Origin of the sequence: Catalinimonas locisalis, from assembly GCF_038039535.1 — a bacterium.
Classification (GTDB): domain Bacteria; phylum Bacteroidota; class Bacteroidia; order Cytophagales; family Cyclobacteriaceae; genus Catalinimonas.
Window position 1 is genome coordinate 54,492 of record NZ_JBBPHP010000020.1, and the last position, 21,573, is coordinate 76,064.

The window sequence follows — 21,573 nt, forward strand, 5'->3', positions numbered from 1 at the left end:
TTCGCTTAATTGACTACCTTAGGATAATGGTGCAAAGAATAAAAACTGCTTTTATCTCCTCACGAGAGTTTTTTTTCCAACTGGTGCTTCACGCTTTGGTGTTTAGCTTTTATGTATTTGACAATGATCACCCCCATGTTGAATTCCATCTCAGAACGTACCATTTTGTATTCTTTTTCAACTATACCTTAGCCAATGCATTTATCAGCTATTTTCTTTTGCAAAAATTCTTCTACCAAAAAAAGTATTGGCAGTTTTTTATCGCTACCCTACTGATCATTGCATTGGTGATCTCCATAGAGGAATTCGTGCTGGAAAAGATATACTTCCCAGACTCCCGAGGCATGAGCTTTCCAGGGGTATTATTCAGTATCGGTCAGGTCCTCCCCATCATTGTTATTCTTACAGGCTTTAAATTTGCCTGGGATGCACTAACCAAGCAAAGAGAACTGGATGAGCTGAAAGCTATCATCAAAGAAAGTGAGCTACAGTTTCTAAAATCCCAGATCAACCCTCATTTTTTGTTCAACAATCTGAATAATCTGTATTCTTATGCCATAGAGAACTCTCCTAAAACACCTGCCATCATTCTGGAGCTAAGCTCAGTGCTGCGCTACATGCTGTATGAGTGCAGGGAAAAATATGTATCTCTGGCTAAAGAAATAGAACAGCTGAAGAACTTTACCCAACTGAGTGAGCTGCAAATTGAGGAAAGGGGCATGGTAAACTTTACTACCCATAATATCCGTCCCGACTATCAGATCGCACCGCTGATACTGATTGTCTTTATTGAAAATGCCTTCAAGCACAGCCAGTCCAGTCAATCCAGCAACATTAGCATTGCTATTGATGTCCGGCTATCAGAAGACGGTAAGCTGGAGTTTTATTGCAAGAATAATTTCCATACCGAAACCAATGCGCAAGATGCCTCCCGGGGAATAGGTTTAGAGAATGTAAAAAAGAGATTGCAACTGCTGTATCCTAACGCGCATCACCTGGATATTCAGCAATCTGACAATTACTACGAAGTACATCTATCCATGCAGTTACAACAGACCACACAAGTTACTTCTTATGCATTGTATCATCATTGAAGACCAGCCACCGGCCCAGCGCATTCTCAAAAAGTATATTGAAGATGTAGGTTCTTTACAACTGAAAGCCACTTTCACCGATGCGGTTCAGGCTTTGGAATTTCTCAAAACTGAGTCCGTAGACCTGATCTTTCTGGATATTCACTTACCCAAAATATCCGGCATTGACCTGCTCAAAAGTATGCCTCACCTACCCCCGGTAATCCTGACGACTGCTTATTCAGATTATGCGCTGGAGAGTTATGAATTTGATGTGGTGGATTATCTTCTGAAACCTTTTTCCTTTCAGCGGTTTGTCAAAGCTATTTCCAAGGTACCTGTAAAAAAAGTAATACATAAGCAATTAGATACTACTGTCAGTCCGCCTCAAGGTCGCAATGAGATCTTTATCAAATCAGGTTATGAGCACATTAGGATTACGGTAGACGAAGTCATTTACATCAAATCAGATGCTGATTATAGTGAGATATTCCTACCTGGCAAAAAGCATCTATCTTCAGAGCCACTGAGAAAATGGCTGGAAGTGCTGGATAATCAGCAGTTTACCAGAGTACATAAATCGTATATCGTCAATGCTTCTAAGATCGTCAAAGTCATGGGTAATCAGTTGTACATGAGCAATGAGTCTGTCGTACCAATCGGCAGGGCTTTTAAAGATGATTTTACAGAGAGATTTCTTAGCTGAGAAATTTAAGTATGTTGTTTACCCCCAAAGAATGGTTGTTCAACGATTCTTTTTTATCCAAGCCGATAACCTGACTAATTTACACGCGCACTTAAATAGTGCGTTTTAGTTGTTGAAAAAAGTCTTGTCATTGGCAGGGCTTTTTTTCTATGCGTAAGCCTTCTCAGGAATTGCAGAAATTGATCAAACTTTTACTGAGCTTTCTCTTTAGAATACACATCATCATTCGTGTAGCTACCAGGATTACCATTCTGCCGTATTTTAGTGCCGCTGAAACTTGTTGAGATATCAGCTTACGCCTGAGAAAGAGCAAGCACTCATTATTTCTGTCATCAAAATAGTTGTTGAATCATTTATTTATGAGCGCAAAAAATCCATCTGATATTCAAATTGAGTTAAAGCTTGAATCAGTCGTACCGTTCAGCCCAATCTCCTCTCTACACTCTCTATTATTTTATTCAACTCGTTTTAACCTGCTTTCGCTAATGGCGGAAAGTGTAAGACAAAACAACAGTGGGTTTTCTGAAAGTTAGAAGCAGGAAGTGAAAGACCATGATTACAGTTTCAATGACCTATATAGAAGCCTCATCTTCATAAAATATGACCCGACTTTTAGCATAAAACTACTTTCATTTAAAACTAATCTTGCTGTGAAGTATACAGAATATGATAAACGTATATTCTCTCCCACCCTATCAAAAATATTGTAAATTGTGCACGATTTACAGTATTTCTAACCTATAGTAGACCTAAGCTGATGATAAAAAAATCTTTTTTAGTATGCTTTGCCGCAGCATGCCTGATCCATATGACAGTTCTGGCGCAATCGGCTAAGCCCGCCTTTTCTCGTATGGATGTCTTTGAACTGGAGTGGGTCACTTCTCCACAAATCTCCCCCAATGGTAACATGATCGTGTACGAACGAAGGGGGTTTGACATTATGAAAGACCGCAGTACCTCTCGTCTCTGGCTGATCAGTGCCGATGGGCAAGCCCATTACAAACTTACTGAGCGGGATGTCAATGAGTCTAACCCGCAGTGGTCGCCCGATGGCAGTCGTATTGTTTTTACCAGCACTACTGAGCATGGCTCGGAGATTTATGTGTACTGGATGGAGCATAACAAGCTGGCTCGTCTTACCCAACTGGAACGTTCTCCTTCTAACCTCAAATGGTCACCTGATGGTACACAACTGGCCTTTTCCATGCTTGTTCCTGAGAAAGCACCTATACTGGTAAACGCTCCATCCAAACCTAAAGGAGCTGAGTGGGCCGAACATCCTCGCGTCACTACCCGACTAAAGCATGAGTCGGATGGATCGGGTTACATAGAACCGGGATATCATCACTATTTTGTGATACCTGCGGAAGGAGGCACCGCCCGGCAGATTACCCAGGGAGATCGCATGCACAGAGGTGAGCCGGTCTGGACTAATGAGGGTGATGCCCTGATTTTTTCTTCAAACCTGAACGAAGACTGGGAGTATGACTTCCGCAATTCTGAAATCTATAAAGTGAATATCTCTGATGGTGAGATAACCGCCCTTACAGACAGAAACGGACCCGACGAAAGCCCTGCTTTGTCACCGGATGGCAGGCAGATTCTTTATGTAGGTTTTGATGACAAAGTGCAGACCTACCAGGTAAGCAAAGTATATGTGATGGATGCCGATGGCACCAACAAAAAGGAAGTTCCCGTCAAACTGGACCGTAGCATATCCAGTCCGGTATGGAGCGCAGATGGCAGAGGCTTTTACTTTCAGTATGATGATAAGGGAAATACTAAAATTGGCTATTCAACACTTAACGGAAATACGAGTGTGGTCACCGGTAACCTGGGAGGCACTTCCATTGGACGTCCTTATGGTGGAGGATCTTATGCTGTATCTGAAAACGGAAGCATCGTTTTTACCCATACTACACCTTACCATCCTTCCGAACTGGCTATGGTGAAAAGAGGCAGCGAGGCAGAACTGCTCACCCATCTTAATCAGGACCTACTGGATTATCGTCAGTTGGGCGAAGTGGAAGAAATCTGGTACAAATCTACCGTAGATGATCGCGACATACAGGGCTGGATGGTGAAGCCTCCATCATTTGACCCTAACAAAAAGTATCCGCTGCTGGTAGAAAATCACGGTGGGCCTATTTCCAACTACGGTGACCGCTTCTCTCCTGAAATGCAATTGATGGCTGCTGATGGTTATGTAGTCTTTTATCCTAACCCAAGAGGAAGTACCAGCTACGGAGAAGAGTTCGGTAACCTGCTGTACCATGATTATCCCGGAGATGACTACCATGATGTGATGGACGGTGTGGATACCATGATTGAGCAGGAATTCATTTCAGAAGACAGCCTATTTGTGACCGGAGGGAGCGCGGGAGGCATTATGTCTGCCTGGATCATCGGTAAAAATAATCGCTTCCGGGCCGCTGCGGTGGTCAAGCCAGTGATGAACTGGATCAGCAAGACCCTCACTGCGGATAATTATTATGGCTACGCAAACTCCCGTTTTCCCGGTCAGCCCTGGGAGAATATTGAGACTTACATGAAGTACTCTCCAGTCTCTCTGGTCGGTAATATTGAAACCCCGACTTTGGTGATGGTAGGTACGGCAGATTTACGCACGCCTCTTTCGGAAGCCAAGCAGCTCTATCATGCGCTAAAAATCAGAAAGATAGAAACTGCTCTGGTAGAAATACCTGGCTCTTACCACAACATTGCCAACCGACCCAGCCAGTTGATCACCAAAATTGATCACATCCTGGCCTGGTTTGATAAGTATCGGGATTAGATCGCCAACAGGAGGAATTTAAGTTTTCCTCCTGTTTTGTTTTTTCCATTTAGCACTTTCCAAGTTTATTTTAACTCTTCGTTACAGGGAGCTGAGATTTAGGTGTATCTCACTGTAAATTTTTAAGCCTTAAGGAATTGCTCCGGTATCTGTCTGGAAAGGCGCAGCAGGCAACCCTTCCTGATTGTAGAGGTTAGCCTTCTCTGGATTATCAGCCCAGGCATAGCGGACAGCAACTGGCCGGGATACTTCATCACTCCAGACAATCACTTTGTTTCCTTCTATCCGGGCATCCGCCCAAACGTAGTTTCTATCCTTTCCTGCAATGGCGAAGCCCTCCAAGTCACCTCCTTCACTTATTAAGCCACCGCCAATATTTTCAAATGTTAATATAATTTTATCATTTTCTATTTTCATTGACTCATACATTGGACCCGAAAAAACCATATCATCACCGTAGGCTACTTTCTGCGCCGCCAGAGCCAGTCTGGTACCCACATCTTTTTTGTTCAGAGGATGAATATCGTTCCACTCCCCTAAGTCTATCGCCACCGCCATAGCAGTTTCGGGGAGAGATAATGCCTGACGTTGTGCTTCTCTCAGCATGGCCCAGTTACTTTCAACCGGCTGGTCTTTAGCTTCCATGAAATTTGCCAGTTGAACAAAAAGAAAAGGAAAATCACCCTGATCCCACTGCATTCTCCAGTCCTTAATCATTGCCGGAAAAAGTTCAGCATATTCCTCCGGCTGATCTGCATTAGACTCCCCTTGATACCAGATCACACCTTTGATCCGATAATTGAGCAACGGAGCAATCATGGCCTGATATAAACCCAGAGGTTTCCAGCGGATAAAGGTCTGACTGGCCAGAGGCTCCATTTCTGCACCAAGTTTATATTTCCAGTTGCCAGTAAGGTTAATGGTATCTGCATCCACAGCCAGGTAATAAGGTTTATCAGGTACAAAGCCTCCCTTTCCGCTCTGGTTGATCACCCTGACCGCAAGGATATTTTTACCTTCTTTGAGCAGACCGGCAGGAATCGTATACCAGCGGGGTGGATACTGATAGCCGGTTGAGCCTACGAACTTTCCGTTGACAAAAACAGAATCAGCATCTACAATTCTCCCCAGATTGAGGTCTGCTGCTTTTCCGGCCTTCTCAGCAGGAATTTCAATCTCTTTTCTAAACCAGACTACCCCATTAACCGATCCCAAAGAGTTATCTGCCCAATAGCCGGGAATTTGCATACTGGCCCAATCAGAGGTATTTAAATCAGGTTCATACCATACCTTTTGAGGATCATCATAGGCCTGATCTTTTTGGTTCAACTGCTGATACCATGCGCTGATTCTTTCCTGATCCTTTTGCTCAATCTGTTGAATCAACGTACTGTCTTTGAAACGTTGTGCCTCTTGCAAATGCTCAGGAAATGCATGGAGTGCTTCTTCACTCATCCATGCTTCTACCGGTGAGCCACCCAATGCACTGTTGATCAATCCGATGGGCACCTGATACTTTTCGTATAAATTTTTAGCAAAAAAATAGGAGACTGCCGAAAAGTGAAGCACGTTTTCAGGATTCGTTTTTTCCCATTGCCCCGAGGGTAAATCTTCATGTACTTCATTGAAATCATATTGCTTGGGGACTTCAAAATAGCGGATAAAATTATTTTCAGCATGGGTAATTTCATCTTCGTACAATGGCCTCACCCTCCGCATGGGCAGTTCCATATTGGATTGTCCTGAACAAAGCCAGACATCACCTATCAGAATATCGCTCAAGGTAATGGTATTGCTGGCTTTGAGCGTCATGGTGTAGGGTCCACCCGCTTTCATTTCTGGCAGTTTGAGCTCCCACTCTCCTTCGCTATTGGCTTCGGTCTGATAAGTATGCCCCATAAAGCTGACAGCTACTTTTTCTCCTGAAGAAGCCCGCCCCCAGATTTTTATTTCAGCATCTCTCTGCAAGACCATTCCATCCGAGACTAGCCTGGGTAAACTAAGCTGTCCTGAAGCCATTAGTGGACTCAGAAATAATATTATTACCAGAATGCTGATGCGGTTTTTAGATAAGGTATGGAGGAAATTCATATGTATGTCTATTCTTTAGTGGCACTTGCCCCGGTATCAAAATATCTTTTTGCAAACTGAATAAAGTAAGGCCAGTTGGGTCCGACTGTATGCCCACCCTCGTGCTGCCTGAAGGCAATATCTCCTGCCAGTAAAGCCGTTTCCTGGGGAGGAAACGTTTTTGACTCCAAACCATCCTTGCCCAGCAGTTCATACACCGGGCTGGCATGCACTCCGGCTATAAACATTCCTCTGGCATCAATCCACTGTCCTTCCACATCGGGTGCTCCAACACTAATAAACAGGGGTCGGGGAGCGCAGAGCGCAATCATTTCATGAGCGTCAACTGGTAGATCATTAGGGGTTAATGGACCGGCATATTTGATAAAATTTGGAGCAAACCAGTGGTATTCTGCGGATGAAGCCAGGTTTTCTACCTGTTCTCCGAATACTCTTCTTAGGATTTTTGCTCCTCCAGCTCCCGAAGAACCTATCAACCCCATAGCGAAGCGTTGTTCATAGGCCAGTGCTACCAGGGCTGCCTTTCCATAGCGGGAAAGCCCTTCAATGGCAACTCGTTTTTCATCTACTTCATTTACAGTTTCAAAATAGTCCATCGCGCGGCTGGCTCCCCAGGCCCAGGCTCTTAAGGTGCCCCAATCATCAAGCTCTCGGGCTTGACCTTTATTCATAAGGCCGATGATACCTTCCCTAAGGCCTGCTCCATGGTCAGCCTGAAAACTGGTAGGAATCATGACGGCAAAACCCAATCCTTCGGCCAGCAGTTGCTCCTGCCAGCTGGGACCATCTGGCTTTGGCCTTGGCCAGTTGGCAGGAAAATTCCAGCCAAATTCCAAAACAAGAGGTACAGGAGAGGTAATTTTAGCAGGTGTGGTGAGCGTCATTTCAATCGCTACTTCTATAGCCGGATAGCTACTGTTGTCAACATGTCCCAGCAGTTCTTGTACAAGTACAGGATACTCCCCTATTACACTATCTTTTTCGCTCACCACTTCCCAACTGACATCAGGAGTGTTTTCAGGTACTTGGCCATAGATTTCCCTGGAAAAATCTTCCATAATCTCTTGTCTACGCTTTTCCCACTGCTGAGGAGTGGTAACTGCACTACCATCGTCAAAAATCAGCGGATCAGGTAAGCTGGAATAAGGAGAGGCTTTGGACTCATCGGTATTGGCAGCATTGGGTGCATCAGGGTTACCGGAGGGTCCGGGTCTCAGCTCGCTGATGCCTAATTTCTTCATCATGAGCTGATGATCCTGTTTGCTTAAGTTGTTAAGGCTGTCTCTTTCCTGCTGAGAGCGTTGAGCATATGCCTGAGTGAGCAGGAAAAAACTCAGCGCGAGCAGCGTAACTTTTCTCATGTTGTGTAGTCTAATAGTGTGTAAAAGGATCATCACTTTTGCTTGCCAACATTGAATATCATAAAAAAATTTGGATTCTATCACCTTCTCTAAAAGTTTAAAGTTTTTGGTTAAGTACAGTTAAGTTGACATGACTTTTCTAAATATATAGACTAACACAGAAAATTTTAAACCAGCCTTCTCCATTACTGAAACTTACTACCTTCCTGATTTTCAGGAAGTATCTGCAAATAGCTTTGCCATTTAGAGAACGAAAAAACACCTATCACTAGATGGTATAGTGCAAATAACTCCAATGCGAAAGGAAGATAGCCCAAATAGCCTAAGAGAGGCATCTCAAATACATGCCAGAAGTCAACGTAGGGTACGGTATAGTACCATTTAGGGCTAGAATAAATATTCCACATTTCCCAGAAAAACCCACAAATCAGTGAGGCTACCCAAAGTGCTACTACTTCTCTCCAATCTCGTTGAGCAGTGCGCTGAATCAATGTCCTGTGACCTATGCGATGATTCAAAGGGTCTAATATCAGGTAGAGTGACATCCAGATGAATGCCGCTGAGTATTGTGGATATATAAAGAGAAAGGCAAACATCATAAGGCCTAATAGCAGCATGATAAGAATGCTTCTGCGGCTGTTGCCTATCCGTGGTCCCTTAACCAGTTTTTGCAGCCAGCGAAATGTCCCCACCCACTCTGCAGTACCAAATACCGCTGGTATCACAGTAGAAAAGCTTAGACTGGCATATAAAAAGTAGGCTACATCTGAGAACTGTTGTCTATGGGTATAATGCCAATATTGTGCTTTTTCGTTGAGCAATTCAAATAACCACCAGGCCGGGGCTGAAATAATGAACAAAGAAAAATAAGCAGACAGACTACGGCTGATCAATGAATTTCCTTTTCCCATATAGGTAAGCGCATCTATAAAGAGGCAATAGCCCAGCCACAATGGAAAAAAACCAATATGAGTTCTTAATCCCTCTAAATGCCAGTTGATGTACCAGAAGACCAGCATAAGTACCAAACCAATCCAGCCACGAAGGGGAAACCTTTTAGTTCTCTTTAATACTTTATTTACAGTCATATATTCTTGAAGACACCTGCACTTTAAATTGTTTGGTTACTGAAGCATGAAACCATCATTATTAACATGCACATTTGGACGAAAATAGATTTCTATCAACACCACTTAAACTTCAGGCAGTTTCCAGGGAAGTCTGTAGTGGGCTTTAGTCAGTTTTTCAACTTCTTCGTCATGTTGCACAGTGTTGGTTTTTTCATCCCAAAAGACCTTTTTACCACTTCTGTAAGCGATGTTGCCCAACTCTGCATTGATTGCCGCTGCCCTCCCCATTTCAATAGTACAGTTGTTCTGCTGACGACTTTTGATGCAATCCAAAAAATTAAGGGTATGTGCATCAAGCCCATTGCCATTACTTGACTGCACAGGTAACGCATCCATCAAGTACTTACCATTTTCTATTTCGGATAACACCTCCCATTGACTTCTGTCAACGACCAAAGTTCCCTCGGTGCCAATGAAAGCTACTCCCGGACGATTACGATTGTACGGACTAACTGCCGTACCCAGGGTCTGTTCCCAAAACATAGAAAAATCACCGAAATCATAAATAACCTGTAGCGTATCGGGTGTTTCGGCAGCGCTATCCGGATAGGCATACTTACCGCCCACTGCCGCCACAGAAAGTGGTGTGGAGACTTTCATTCCGGCAAGTGCCATATCTATCATATGGACACCCCAGTCGGTCATCAGCCCACCCGCATAATCCCAGAAATAGCGAAAGCTTCCATGAAAACGATTGGAGTTAAAGGGCCTGACCGGGGCTGGTCCCAGCCACATATCGTAATTTACACCCTCGGGTGCAGCCTCATCCGCTTTGACAGGAAAACTCCTTCCATAATTGGTGCAGGCCCAGGTTTTAACTGAGCGTATTTTACCCAGTTTTCCAGTCTGAAGATATTCCAGAGCAGTACTCCAGTGAGCATCACTGCGCTGCCACTGTCCTACCTGTACCACTCTGTTGTAGCGTTTTGCCGCGGCTACCATCAGGTTGCACTCCTCTATAGAATTTGCGATTGGTTTCTCTACATATACATCTTTACCAGCTTCGCAGGCATGAATCATCTGTAGACAATGCCAATGGTCAGGCGTACCAATGATGACGGCATCAATATCTTTATTGTCTAAAAGTTTTCTGTAGTCATCATATAATTTAGCTTTACTACCAGTTTTCTGTTGCAGCTCAGCAGCCCGCTTGTTCAAAACATTACTGTCTACATCACAAAGAGCTATGCATTGCGCTCCATTATTTTTCAACATTGAATTTAGGTTATGCCACCCCATATTGTTGCATCCAATCAACCCTATATTTATTGTTTCATTGGCGGACTGAGGAGAATGCTTAGATAATGGATCACTGGCGTATAACGCATTGCTGGCCAGCACTAAGCTGGTAGCAGAAAGTGAAGTGTTCTGTAAAAATTTTCTTCTGCTGAGTTTCATCTTTTAGGGGGTTGTTGTATTCGTTTAATTTAAAATTAAGGCTTTCATGAGCTATAAAAAAAGGCATTGGTGTGAATTAGGCACCTTACTTTTTTCATTAAGTGCGCTTTACTACTCTTCTCAATCCCGTGATTGCTTTTTACAAATTATTATCATTCTTACAACACTCAAAATATCTTTTTCAAAAATGAAAATGAAGAAATTATAGAATAATTTGAATTCTTTTACGAGGAAGTTTTCTGTGGCATTTAGAACCTTTAAAAATTCGTTCCCGTCTGTTCCAAATATGCCCCATGCTCTTCATTAGCAGATAAATTTTGGTATATTAGGGAGAACTAAAAAACTACATAATCCTAAAAATATGGCTGCTTTTACTATTAAAGTCAATGGAAAACAGCATCAGCTTGATGTTGAAGCGGATACCCCCATCCTTTGGGTACTCCGAGATCACCTGAACTTAGTAGGTACTAAATTTGGTTGCGGCATCGCTCAATGCGGAGCTTGTACAGTACATTTTAATGGTACAGCTGTCCGCTCCTGCTCTCTTCCTATCAGCAGTGTAGGAAATTCTGAAATCACCACGATTGAAGGCCTCTCCGAAGATGCCACTCATGCCGTACAGACTGCCTGGCTTGAACATGATGTTCCTCAGTGTGGATACTGCCAGGCTGGACAGATTATGAACGCAGCTTCGCTACTTGCTAAAAATCCTAATCCCAGTGATCAGGAAATAGAAGATGCTATGGATGGCAATTTATGCCGATGTGGCACTTATCTGCGCATCAAAGCTGCGATCAAGACTGCTTCACAAAAGATGAATTAACACTTTTAATTAAAGAGTCATGACCTTAATCAAAACAAAATTTAATAGAAGATCTTTTCTTAAAGTGTCATCTGCTGCTGGTGGAGGCATGATATTAGGTTTTAACTGGATGGTATCCGCCAAACCCGCTTCCAATGCGCTGGATGCTATCCCAAAAGAATGGTTTGATGTTAATGCCTATATCAAGATTGGAGAGAATGGCCTGGTAACTATCATGTCACCTAATCCTGAAATCGGTCAGAACGTGAAGACCGCCATGCCCATGATTGTGGCTGAAGAACTGGATGTAGACTGGAATAATGTGGTGGTAGAGCAGGCTCCCTTGGACACCGAAAAGTTTTCCCGCCAGATAGCCGGGGGAAGTCAGTCTATCCGGCAGGGATGGCAAGGCCTGAGAATGGCTGGTGCTGCTGCCCGTCGGGTGCTGATGGAAGCCGCCGCCCAGGAATGGAATGTGCCTGTCAGCGAACTGAGCACTTCCAAAGGTATGATCACCCACAAAAAATCTGGTAAATCTGTTAGCTATGGAGATGTAGCTACCAAAGCTTCCGGCATAGAAGTACCGGAAGAAATAGAGCTGAAAGATCCTAAAGACTTCAAGCTCATCGGTAAGCCTACCAAAAATGTAGATGCCAAAAAGATAGTGACTGGTCAGCCGCTTTTTGGGCTGGATTATAAGAAAGAGGGAATGCTTATCGCTATGATTACGCATCCGCCAGCCTTTGGTATGAAAGTCAAATCACTGGATGCCAGCAAGGCAAAGGCAATGCCGGGTATCAAAGATGTATTTACTGTACAAACTGCCCCACCCGAGCAGACCTGGTCGGATATCAATGCTTTTCCTGAGTTGGTAGCTGTGGTGGGAGATTCCACCTGGCAGGTGATGAAAGCCAAAAAAGCATTGGATATTTCTTGGGAAACTGTGACTCCGGCAGAAAGCACCGATGATTACCGGGCAGCTCTTGACAAAGCTGTTGAATCTGCTCCTGAAGAGGCCTCTCGTAGAGATGGCGATCCGGAAACTGCCTTTGCTAATGCTGAAAAAGTAATTGAAAAGTCATTTGAAGCTCCTTTTTTGCCGCACAATACCATGGAGCCGATGAATTTCTTTGCCCATGTCACAGATGAAAAAGCCGAACTGGTAGGGCCAATCCAGACGCCTGAAAATATGCGTAAAAGTGTTGCCAGCCTGCTAGGCATGCCCGAAGAAAAGATCATGGTGGACATGACCAGAATGGGTGGTGGATTTGGTAGGAGACTTTATGGTAATTTCGGGCTGGAAGCGGCTGCGATCTCCAAAAAAGCCAAAGCGCCCATCAAGCTCATCTATACTCGTGAAGATGATATGACGCAAGGTACTTACCGTCCTGCTTACAAAATGAAATATCGTGCTGCCCTGGACAAAAACAATGAACTCATTGGCTTCCATGTCAGAGGTGCAGGTATTCATGGAGGACCAGTATTTGCCAACCGTTTCCCTGCCGGAACAGTGAGCAACTACCTGGCAGAGAATGTGGATGTAAATTCTAATATCTCAACCGGTGCCTGGAGAGCGCCTCGCTCAAACTTCGTTGCCGGAGCAGAGCAGTCTTTCATTGACGAGGTAGCAGAAGCTGCTGGAAAAGATCCTATAGAATTCAGACTGGAGCTTTTTGATAAGGCGATTAAAAGTCCTGTTGGTGAAGATAATGATTACGATCCTGAACGATATGCAGGTGTACTCAGGCTTGTAAAAGAAAAGTCAGGCTGGGGTAAAGACATGCCTGGAGTATACCGGGGTGTATCCGCTTATTACTGCCACAACTCTTACGTTGCCCAGGTAGTGGATATGGTAATGAGCGAAGGCAAACCCAAAGTGAAAAAAGTGTGGTGTGCAGTAGACTGTGGTATCGTAGTCAACCCTGAAGGTGCCCGCAACCAGGTGGAAGGTGGAATCGTGGATGGCATCGGCCATGCGATGTACGGTACCCTTACCTTTAAAGAAGGAGTGCCTGAACAGCAAAACTTCAACAAATACCGCCTCATCAGAAATAGCGAAGCGCCAACAGAAGTGGAAACTTTCTTTGTAGATAATGGTATTGACCCTACCGGACTGGGTGAGCCTTCTTTACCGCCTATCATGGCAGCTTTGGCCAATGCTTTATACAAAGCTACCGGCAAGCGCATGTACAACCAGCCTTATGCTGAGGAAGGTAGCGAAGCCGTAGGTTAATCCTACATTACTAATCATAAGAAAGACCAGCTCATTATATTGAAGCTGGTCTTTTTTTATTCTTAGTAAAAAGGCCTAAATGAGGCGAATCTCAACACAAATCCTAATGATTCTGATCAATCAAGCTCTGCCGACTGAGCCCATAAGTTAATATCCCCCTCTTTAGCATATTGATCAATTTCAGACAGTTCCTGCGCTGTAAAATCCAGTTTGCCAATTGCCTTTACACAATCTTCTACCTGCGAAGGTTTGCTGGCTCCGATCAGCGCTGTAGTAATTCTTTTTTCTCTGAATACCCAGGCAATAGCCATCTGCGCCAGACTTTGTCCCCGCTTTTGTGCGATCTCGTTCAGCGAGCGAATTCTGGAAAGGTTTTCATCGCTAAGAAAATTGGTCTTCAACGACTTTTCCTGACTTGCTCTGCTTCCTTCAGGGATACCCTTCAGGTATTTATCAGTAAGCATGCCCTGTGCCAATGGAGAAAATACAATAGAGCCTATTCCCAAATCTTCTAAAGTATCTATCAGCCCGTCATCTTCTATCCACCGGTTGAGCATAGAATAACTAGGCTGATGGATCAGGCAGGGTGTTCCTAATTCTTTGAGGATAGCAGCCGCTTCGCGCGTACGTTGCGCATTATAAGACGAAATACCCACATATTGCGCCCTGCCAGAACGTACAATATGATCCAGGGCCATCATCGTTTCTTCCAATGGCGTGTTAGGGTCAAAGCGATGTGAGTAAAAGATATCCACATAATCCAGGCCCATACGCTTTAAACTTTGATCACAGCTGGCAATTACGTATTTGCGACTCCCCCACTCACCATAAGGACCAGGCCACATATCATAACCCGCTTTTGAGGAGATGATCAGTTCGTCACGGTAACCGGCAAAGTCTTCTTTTAAAATACGACCAAAAGCCATTTCAGCGGTGCCGGGAGGGGGACCATAATTATTGGCAAGGTCAAAATGAGTAATGCCCAGGTCAAAAGCTTTTCTGCAAATTGCCTGTTTATTGGCATGAGCCACATCATCACCGAAATTATGCCATAAGCCTAGTGAGATTAAAGGTAATTTTAAACCACTTTTGCCACAGTAGTTGTACTTCATTTTTTCGTAGCGATCCTGCGCTGGTGTCCAATGCATATTTAGGTTAGTTTAAGTTTCACAATGACCAAAAATGAGAATTTCTGGCTGTGGTTCCAAAATTATTACCCCAGGACTGTCAGATATAGATTAGATGATGGATACCGGAGAAGACGTAAAATAAACATCATTATATTCAAAAAAATGAGTAAATTATCATTATGAAGGTTACCTTCTTCCCTGCAAATCACTAACAGTACTACCAACGCAATCTATGACTGACAATGACATCATAGCAAATATCCGAGAAGGTGATGATCGGGTGATTTCCCAAACCTACACAAAATACCGCAAGCCTTTTACACGATGGGTAATGAAAAAATACCGTTGTGGCGAAAGCGATGCAATTGAGCTTTACCAGTTGGCTTTCACCACCTTATATGACCAGATCAGAAGTGGAAAGCTCAGTTATATTACAGCCTCAATGAAGACTTATTTATTTGGTATCGGAAAAAACAAACTTTATCAGCAGCAGCGGGAAGATAGGCGGTTTGACCACAATATTGATGAAATGAAAGTACATGACAATGGGGAAGCAAAGCAGCAAAAGCAGGAAAAGGAAAATAAATATGAAGCCATAGAAAAAGCGATGCAAAAGCTGGGAAACCCTTGCAAAAGCATCTTGTACCTGTATTACTACGAAGGACGCAGCATGGAAGAAATAGCTCAAAAATTGGATTATAAAAATGCGGATACTGCAAAAAACCAGAAATGCAAATGCATGTGCCGCCTGAGAAAAATGTTGGAAAACAAAGTCAAAGCAAATGATCAATAATGTGGACGATATGATGATCCAGCGTTATCTTGATGATGAGATGGATGAGGATGAAAAAATGGATTTTGAAATGAGGCTACAGCACATGGACTCCTTGCGAGAGCGTGTAGAAGAATACCAGTTGATCGTGGAAGGTATACGGTATCATGGCGAAAGGGAGGCCCGACAAAAGGTACGGGAGCTAGAAGCTAAAGCAGCAATGCACGTAGATAAGCAGCATTCCATTATGACAAATTGGCTATACCGGGGAGTTGCTGCATCGTTATTATTACTCATCATTGGATTTCCTATTTACTGGCAGCAGGATGAAGTGCGTAATGCGCGTCTGTTCAACAACAAATTTAAGCCTTATGCAGTATTAGGCGGAACTACTCGTGGAGAAAGCACAGAGGATGAGTTTGTACTTCCTCAAGCTTTTGAGGCTTACTATAATGAAGATTATTCTAAAGCCAGAACATTATTTCTTCAGGCCAGTACCCAGGAAGACCGGCCATACATTTGGCTGTATCTGGGCAACGCCTATCTTGGGCATGATGAAAATGATAAGGCAGAGCCTCAAAAGGCTGTACAAGCTTTAGAAAAGGTGCTGACTTACTCAGAGGTAGACCACAAAACGCAGTGGCGTACCCACTGGTACCTGGGGTTGGCCCATCTCAAGCTGAATCAGGAAGAAGAAGCGGCAAAGCACTTGGAGATCATACTGGATACCGATGAATATGGTGCAGAAGCCAAAGATATATTAGAATCTATTAACTAACCTTAAACCACCACTGCTATGGGAGATGGACGCGTAACCGACATTAGACCCCGAACCTTGAAAAGGATTCGCTTTTACGAAACTGAAAAAGATGGAAAAAAGTACCCAAAAAATACTTTTGACGAAAGAATTAAATTCTTAGATGAGGGTGAACTACCAAAAGAAGGGACCAAGCTAAATAGTCCGAAGGATGATATTAAGAATATTTTTGCCATTCCCACCAACAATAAACAACACTCTAAACTATATTTCACAAAAAAGGAAAACAGCGAAAAAATACCTCACATAGATGGAATTGTTATTGATAACAAGACCGGAAACCTACGTTACTTTATTGCAAAAGAAGATGTGGTGGGTAAAGGCATGCTGGAAAAAATCATAGAGGGTAGTAGAGTTAATTTTACTGATGAACCCCAGGGTGTTTGTGAGATCATATTACACAAAAGAGATGAAAATAATAACATCGTGGGTGATATTGATTTAAGTGATGATACCATACCGGCGGTGGTAGAATTTGTGGAAGTAATTAGTGTAAAAGAGTATCCGGAGAGTATGCCTACCTTCAGACCATTGGAATTATAACTTCATGCACGGTAAATCAGCGGTTTATTTATATCGTTTTACGATAAAAAAGATCATCAGGAGACTGAAGCTGATACCCCCCATAATATAGTATAATTGGTAAGATTTATCATTGTATGTAATGTTAGCATTACCTAATGGAACCATTCCTGCCCAGATTTGAGGATGGGAAAAGGTTCCTCCTTGTATCAGGTCCAGCTTGGCTTTTCTGATTACCTTACTTACTGTAGGCTCCTGAGCGAGGTGCTCATAGACTTTATAAATCAATTGTTCGGTTTGAAAATCATCCACCTGCCACAAAGACATCAGTACGGATTGGCAGCCTGCATAAACAAAGCTTCTGGCCATACTAAAGTTACCTTCACCTGCAAAATGTTTGCCCACTCCTGACTCACAGGCACTCAATAGCAAAAGCTTGGTGTGTAAACGCAAATCGTACAATTCGTAAAGATTGAAAGTACCGTCTTCTTTTTCTTCAGGAAAAAAGATTAAATGTGAGGCAAAGGGGTTTTCCATATTGGCAATGCCATGTGTAGCAATATGCAGTATCTCAGCATGAGGGGCATTCTGCTTGAACTTCTTTTCCGTAGCATCATGATTGAGGAAAACTGAAGCCTCAGGGAATTTTTCCTTTAGAAAGAGTACCTCTCTTTCTGCACCTCCTAAGGGGGGGAAGCTTCCCTGAATACTTTCAAAATCTTTAATACCAAAAGCTACTACACTGAAATTATCCTCCTCTGCTGAAGATTTGGCATAACGCTCTTCCCAAAACGTTATACTCGCTGAAAACTCGTATGAAATTTCATAATCATTTAACAGGTAATGTAATTTTTCGTAACTCACTAATCCTTTCTGTGACTTAATTTTTGATTTTATTAAACTTTCAAAAGGAATAGTAGTCAAAGCACCATCCGGCACAATGACCAAATGTTCAGTACTGTTTTTCTTAAGTAGGGGTTCTAATAATAACTGATAAAGTGCATGGGCACTTTCCTGATATTTTTGAAAATTTGTGTACGACGCTGCGTGGATATCATCATTAATTAAGACATCCATATATTTAGAAATGTCATTCTGTAGCGAAGTCAAATCATCAATTTGATGCAGCAAAACAGTGTCTTTAGAAATCATTAAAACATATACACTTGAGTCTCCCCAATAATAAGACAGCAAGGATTGACTTTCGGAAATTCTGGACTGCAGACTATCAATATCTACTGTAGATTCACGGTTTGTAAGCTGATAAAAGTTTGGATAGTTAGACCTGATATGCTGATTGAGCTCTTCAAGTTCTCTTAACACTCCTGCTTTTTGCGTTTGTAAGTCACTGATGCTCAACAACTCACTCTCTTTTTTTTCTATATCAGCAATTTCTTTATTAATAAAAGCCAATTGGGCTCTTAAAGCATTCTCTTTCACAATAAGTGAGTCAGGTAAAATGCTCTGGTATCTTTTTCCCTTGTGGATGGACTCCAATAGCACCATAGCCTTACTTTTTTCCATAAACCGAAAAATGCAATCCAGCAGCGAGTCTGAGTGATTAGTTTCGTACAATGCATAGCAGGTGGCTAAGGCTTTCTCATAAGTTGTCTTAAAATTTCCCGATAAGATCAGCTTTGAACCTTCCGATGAAAAGTTGGTTCGGCTTAAATCCATAAAGCGGTCAAAAAGCTGATAATACGGAAGAGACTTCTCCAGATGTTTTTGCTCATCACCTCGCTGATAGGCATCGTATAGTAGATTGGTTACACCATCCAAGGCTTCTTGTATGGTTTCCAAATCATCACCAGCTTGAATACTTGAATCTAACTGATTACTCTCTTCATCTTCACTGATTTTTGCGTTTGATAAACCTTTCTGAAAATACAGAAAAGCACTATCCGTTTGCTCAGTTGTAGCATAGGCACGAGCAATATCAACATATAAAGTTGCCAATTGGGTATGCTGATTCCCATACAAACCCTCTTTTACTCTCCTACTTTTTTGATAAAAATGGAATGCTTTATCCAACATGTTTTTTTTCCAGTAAGCATTTCCCAAAAACTGATAAGCCTTGCCTCGTATATCCTGACTGGCATGATCATTTAGTGCTAAATTTGCATAATAAATTGTGCTGTCATAGTTATCAGCACGAAAGTAGAACCTTGCCTGATTGGCATAAAGAACAGTGGTCACATGCTTTGGTGAAAACTGCCCTATTGTGGCTGATGTGATTGCATTTCTATTATAATTTAATGCTTTAGCAATGCTATCTATGTCATAGTAAATATTTGCCAGCAAACTATTAGAAATTACCAAGTCAAAAGCATTAACATCCTCTAAACTATCATAACCTTGTTTTACCAAATGCCCATATGCTAATGCTTTTTCATAATCTCCCTGCTGCCGGTTGGCAGATGCCAAACTATAATACCCATTGATATAATGTCTTCCCAATTCATTCAAATCTTCTCTGATTTTTATGAACTCTTCATAATAAGTTTTTGCAGTAAAAGGGTTTTGCAGATCATACAGATATATCTCACCTATTTTTGAATATAAGTCGGCTATTTTCAGATGTGTTTCTCCAAACATAGCTTTTCTTCTTTCCAAAACTTTTTGGTAGTATTCAATCGCAGTATTAAATTTCCTCTGCGCAAAATTCAGCTCTGCTATAGTTATCCAACTGTGTATTCGGAGGGTATCGTTTTCATAGAGTTTTTTCTCCAGAATTAGCTCAGCGGTATCCAGATAGGCTTGTGCTTCTTTCCAGGTAGCGGAATCGGAGCTATAGAGAGAAGCAAGTTGGTTCAGCACATATACTAAGTACACATCATCCTGCTGCTTAACAAGTTCTGCTTTGACAGACTCATACTCTTGAATAGCCAGTTCATACGCTCCATTGGATTTGTATTGGTTTGCCCTGGCAATATATCGCTGAATAATGGCTACAGTGTCAGAGGGGTAGGGTGTAGCCATGCAGAGCTGTATTCCCAGCAGGAATAACAGGGTGAGGTAGTAGTGCATTGCCGAATCATTTTAAGGAAAATACAAAAAGCCGAAGAATATTTCAGCTTTTCAATGATTTATTTAAGCCCTACTGTAAGTGAAATGATAGGTTAAAACCTCATAATTATAGAGAGGCAATCACCTTTCTTTAAAAACTCAGGTCAAATTTGTTGAAAAAAAAAGAGGACTAAGAAGTTACTGGCTCGGCCTTGGCACTGGGTTGTGTCTTCCAGCGTTTGTGCATCCATACCCACTGGCTGGGTTCCTGACGTATCAGATATTCTAAAGCATTGGTAAAGCGCTGGGTATTTTCCTGAATATCCTGCTCATTATTACCACTACGACTTACTTCTACTTCCGGCAGAATTGTCACAAGATGCCTTTCGTTGGGCAAACGATGAATTGCTAAAGGAATAACAGCAGCATTAGATTTGAGTGCCAGCCAGGCGGCACCGATAGGCGTGTAAGCTGGTTTTCCAAAAAAGTCAACAAATGTACCTTTACCCTTGGGTATATCCTGATCAATCAAGATGATGAATACCTCACCTCTTTGCAGTATCCTGAGAGGCTTGAGCAATCCTTCATCGCTGTAAACTACTTTTGCCCCATAACCCAACCTGAAATCCATAAGCAGTTTATTCATTTTAGGGTTATGCATTCTCTTACCAACTGCACTGGTAGGAAAGCGAAATGACAAAAACTGACCCACTAGCTCAAATGCCCCCAAATGACAGGTCAATGCGATTACGCCTTGATTTTTCTGGATGGCATTTTCCAGATGTTGCAAACCCTGGTAGTCAACTACTTTATCAATGTCTTCCTTAGTCCTATAAGCCCGTGCAATAAAAATGTCAGCTGCATTCTTAGCCATATTCACAAACATTTTTCTGGAAAATGACCTGATCTCCGAGTGGCTTAAATCTGTACCATAAGCATGCTGAAGGTGTTGGGCGATCAACTTCCGTACTGGCTTCATTAGATGAAATGCCAACACACCAAGCTGTTGATAAATAGCCAGTATCCACTTTCTTGGAAAGCTGTCTGCCAGCCAGAAAAGTAGCTTAATGAATTTGTACAAGACAGTGTACTTGACTTTTTTTCTGATTTTTTTCCAGCGCATACGTAAGTAAAAATTCCAAGGGACAAGAAAAAAAGAAAAAGCTAAATCTCATAGAATTTAGTGAAAAATGACGATTAATTTATTTTTAAATTTCACCGTACCTACACTTAAATTACTAACATATAACACTTTATATACTTGTTCTATGTGAATCATCCTTTCCTGAAAATATCCTGGCGTCTTCCACCTTAGTCTTAATCATTGCTTGAATTATTAAAATGAAGTGAATGACAACTTATGCACATAAGTGCTGATCATTTTTTTCTGCTTTATTGTGACCTCTCAATTTTATGTACGTCTAAATACTTATAATCGGTAAGTCTTAACCTTTAATATGAATAGGATTCAGATTGAAGGGTAGTACAGCTAACCCAACGCTAGTAAGCAATAACTTAGGATCTATCAATTCATTTCAGCATGCTTTATAATATTTTGATTATTTTATGGTATGCATTTTTTTTAATCATAGCTATACTGCTGATCATTGATAAAATCAGAAGAAGAAATAAATAAATCACTAAGGATAGTGAACTGTTGCCTATTCTTTGCTCATGATAAAGAGTAGTATGATTTATCTCTTTTTTACCCCTATTTGTAGCAACAGATTTAAGAATT

General features: G+C 42.2%; 15 protein-coding genes. 8 read left to right on the top strand and 7 right to left on the bottom strand.

The features are described from left to right. Positions 1-26 precede the first annotated feature (26 nt). From WJR50_RS20775 to WJR50_RS20785, 3 genes are all read left to right on the top strand, one after another. Entirely contained in the window at positions 27-1,094 is a 1,068-nt protein-coding gene (locus WJR50_RS20775; RefSeq protein WP_341295242.1) for a sensor histidine kinase, read from the top strand. Beyond that, positions 1,075-1,779, top strand: coding sequence for a LytR/AlgR family response regulator transcription factor (locus WJR50_RS20780; RefSeq protein WP_341295243.1), 705 nt, complete (start codon positions 1,075-1,077; stop codon positions 1,777-1,779). The genes WJR50_RS20775 and WJR50_RS20780 overlap by 20 nt, the downstream gene beginning before the upstream one ends. 757 nt (positions 1,780-2,536) lie before the next feature. Continuing rightward, positions 2,537-4,573 carry a S9 family peptidase gene (locus tag WJR50_RS20785; protein ID WP_341295244.1) on the top strand — a complete coding sequence of 679 codons (2,037 nt, stop codon included), beginning with the start codon at positions 2,537-2,539 and terminating at the stop codon, positions 4,571-4,573. A 129-nt stretch (positions 4,574-4,702) separates the two neighbouring features. Here the strand turns inward: WJR50_RS20785 and WJR50_RS20790 are convergent, their stop codons facing one another. From WJR50_RS20790 to WJR50_RS20805, 4 genes are all read right to left on the bottom strand, one after another. Further along, positions 4,703-6,664: a sialate O-acetylesterase gene (locus WJR50_RS20790; protein ID WP_341295245.1), complete on the bottom strand. Its 1,962-nt coding sequence runs from the start codon at positions 6,662-6,664 to the stop codon at positions 4,703-4,705. A gap of 8 nt (positions 6,665-6,672) precedes the next feature. Continuing rightward, positions 6,673-8,025: a glucuronyl esterase domain-containing protein gene (locus WJR50_RS20795; protein ID WP_341295246.1), complete on the bottom strand. Its 1,353-nt coding sequence runs from the start codon at positions 8,023-8,025 to the stop codon at positions 6,673-6,675. Between the two features lie 185 nt (positions 8,026-8,210). Then, the gene (locus tag WJR50_RS20800; protein WP_341295247.1) at positions 8,211-9,113 is read right to left on the bottom strand and encodes a hypothetical protein; all 903 of its coding nucleotides are present in this window, start codon (positions 9,111-9,113) and stop codon (positions 8,211-8,213) included. A gap of 105 nt (positions 9,114-9,218) precedes the next feature. Continuing rightward, on the bottom strand, positions 9,219-10,553 hold the full coding sequence (locus WJR50_RS20805; protein WP_341295248.1) for a Gfo/Idh/MocA family protein: 1,335 nt from the start codon (positions 10,551-10,553) through the stop codon (positions 9,219-9,221). A gap of 361 nt (positions 10,554-10,914) precedes the next feature. Between WJR50_RS20805 and WJR50_RS20810 the strand changes: the two genes are divergently transcribed. Next, positions 10,915-11,376, top strand: a complete 462-nt coding sequence (locus WJR50_RS20810; protein ID WP_341295249.1) for a (2Fe-2S)-binding protein — start codon at positions 10,915-10,917, stop codon at positions 11,374-11,376. 19 nt (positions 11,377-11,395) lie between these two features. Beyond that, entirely contained in the window at positions 11,396-13,588 is a 2,193-nt protein-coding gene (locus WJR50_RS20815) for a xanthine dehydrogenase family protein molybdopterin-binding subunit (RefSeq protein WP_341295250.1), read from the top strand. Between the two features lie 116 nt (positions 13,589-13,704). Here the strand turns inward: WJR50_RS20815 and mgrA are convergent, their stop codons facing one another. After that, positions 13,705-14,736 (bottom strand): L-glyceraldehyde 3-phosphate reductase, encoded by a 1,032-nt coding sequence (gene mgrA, locus WJR50_RS20820; protein WP_341295251.1) that lies wholly within the window; start codon positions 14,734-14,736, stop codon positions 13,705-13,707. Between the two features lie 214 nt (positions 14,737-14,950). On the opposite strand from mgrA, the gene WJR50_RS20825 reads away from it, so the two are divergent. The 3 genes from WJR50_RS20825 to WJR50_RS20835 are packed head-to-tail and all read left to right on the top strand — an operon-like array spanning position 14,951 to position 16,850. Next, the gene (locus WJR50_RS20825; RefSeq protein WP_341295252.1) at positions 14,951-15,511 is read left to right on the top strand and encodes an RNA polymerase sigma factor; all 561 of its coding nucleotides are present in this window, start codon (positions 14,951-14,953) and stop codon (positions 15,509-15,511) included. Beyond that, complete coding sequence (locus WJR50_RS20830) at positions 15,501-16,268, top strand: hypothetical protein (protein WP_341295253.1); 768 nt, start codon at positions 15,501-15,503, stop codon at positions 16,266-16,268. Before WJR50_RS20825 ends, WJR50_RS20830 begins: the two co-directional genes overlap by 11 nt. A gap of 18 nt (positions 16,269-16,286) precedes the next feature. Further along, positions 16,287-16,850 carry a type II toxin-antitoxin system RelE/ParE family toxin gene (locus WJR50_RS20835; protein WP_341295254.1) on the top strand — a complete coding sequence of 188 codons (564 nt, stop codon included), beginning with the start codon at positions 16,287-16,289 and terminating at the stop codon, positions 16,848-16,850. A 24-nt stretch (positions 16,851-16,874) separates the two neighbouring features. On the opposite strand, the gene WJR50_RS20840 is transcribed toward WJR50_RS20835, so the two are convergent. Next, complete coding sequence (locus tag WJR50_RS20840; protein ID WP_341295255.1) at positions 16,875-19,856, bottom strand: CHAT domain-containing protein; 2,982 nt, start codon at positions 19,854-19,856, stop codon at positions 16,875-16,877. Positions 19,857-20,025: 169 nt separating this feature from the next. After that, positions 20,026-20,958 (bottom strand): lysophospholipid acyltransferase family protein, encoded by a 933-nt coding sequence (locus tag WJR50_RS20845; RefSeq protein WP_341295256.1) that lies wholly within the window; start codon positions 20,956-20,958, stop codon positions 20,026-20,028. Between the last annotated feature and the right edge of the window lie 615 nt (positions 20,959-21,573).

Bases quoted from the DNA above. Each gene is read 5' to 3' on its own strand.
- WJR50_RS20825 (WP_341295252.1), top strand. From the start codon at position 14,951: ATGACTGACAATGACATCATAGCAAATATCCGAGAAGGTGATGATCGG.
- WJR50_RS20830 (WP_341295253.1), top strand. From the start codon at position 15,501: ATGATCAATAATGTGGACGATATGATGATCCAGCGTTATCTTGATGAT.
- WJR50_RS20780 (WP_341295243.1), top strand. From the start codon at position 1,075: ATGCATTGTATCATCATTGAAGACCAGCCACCGGCCCAGCGCATTCTC.
- WJR50_RS20785 (WP_341295244.1), top strand. From the start codon at position 2,537: ATGATAAAAAAATCTTTTTTAGTATGCTTTGCCGCAGCATGCCTGATC.
- WJR50_RS20810 (WP_341295249.1), top strand. From the start codon at position 10,915: ATGGCTGCTTTTACTATTAAAGTCAATGGAAAACAGCATCAGCTTGAT.
- WJR50_RS20835 (WP_341295254.1), top strand. From the start codon at position 16,287: ATGGGAGATGGACGCGTAACCGACATTAGACCCCGAACCTTGAAAAGG.
- WJR50_RS20795 (WP_341295246.1), bottom strand. From the start codon at position 8,025: ATGAGAAAAGTTACGCTGCTCGCGCTGAGTTTTTTCCTGCTCACTCAG.
- WJR50_RS20840 (WP_341295255.1), bottom strand. From the start codon at position 19,856: ATGCACTACTACCTCACCCTGTTATTCCTGCTGGGAATACAGCTCTGC.
- mgrA (WP_341295251.1), bottom strand. From the start codon at position 14,736: ATGCATTGGACACCAGCGCAGGATCGCTACGAAAAAATGAAGTACAAC.
- WJR50_RS20790 (WP_341295245.1), bottom strand. From the start codon at position 6,664: ATGAATTTCCTCCATACCTTATCTAAAAACCGCATCAGCATTCTGGTA.
- WJR50_RS20800 (WP_341295247.1), bottom strand. From the start codon at position 9,113: ATGACTGTAAATAAAGTATTAAAGAGAACTAAAAGGTTTCCCCTTCGT.
- WJR50_RS20775 (WP_341295242.1), top strand. From the start codon at position 27: ATGGTGCAAAGAATAAAAACTGCTTTTATCTCCTCACGAGAGTTTTTT.
- WJR50_RS20805 (WP_341295248.1), bottom strand. From the start codon at position 10,553: ATGAAACTCAGCAGAAGAAAATTTTTACAGAACACTTCACTTTCTGCT.
- WJR50_RS20815 (WP_341295250.1), top strand. From the start codon at position 11,396: ATGACCTTAATCAAAACAAAATTTAATAGAAGATCTTTTCTTAAAGTG.
- WJR50_RS20845 (WP_341295256.1), bottom strand. From the start codon at position 20,958: ATGCGCTGGAAAAAAATCAGAAAAAAAGTCAAGTACACTGTCTTGTAC.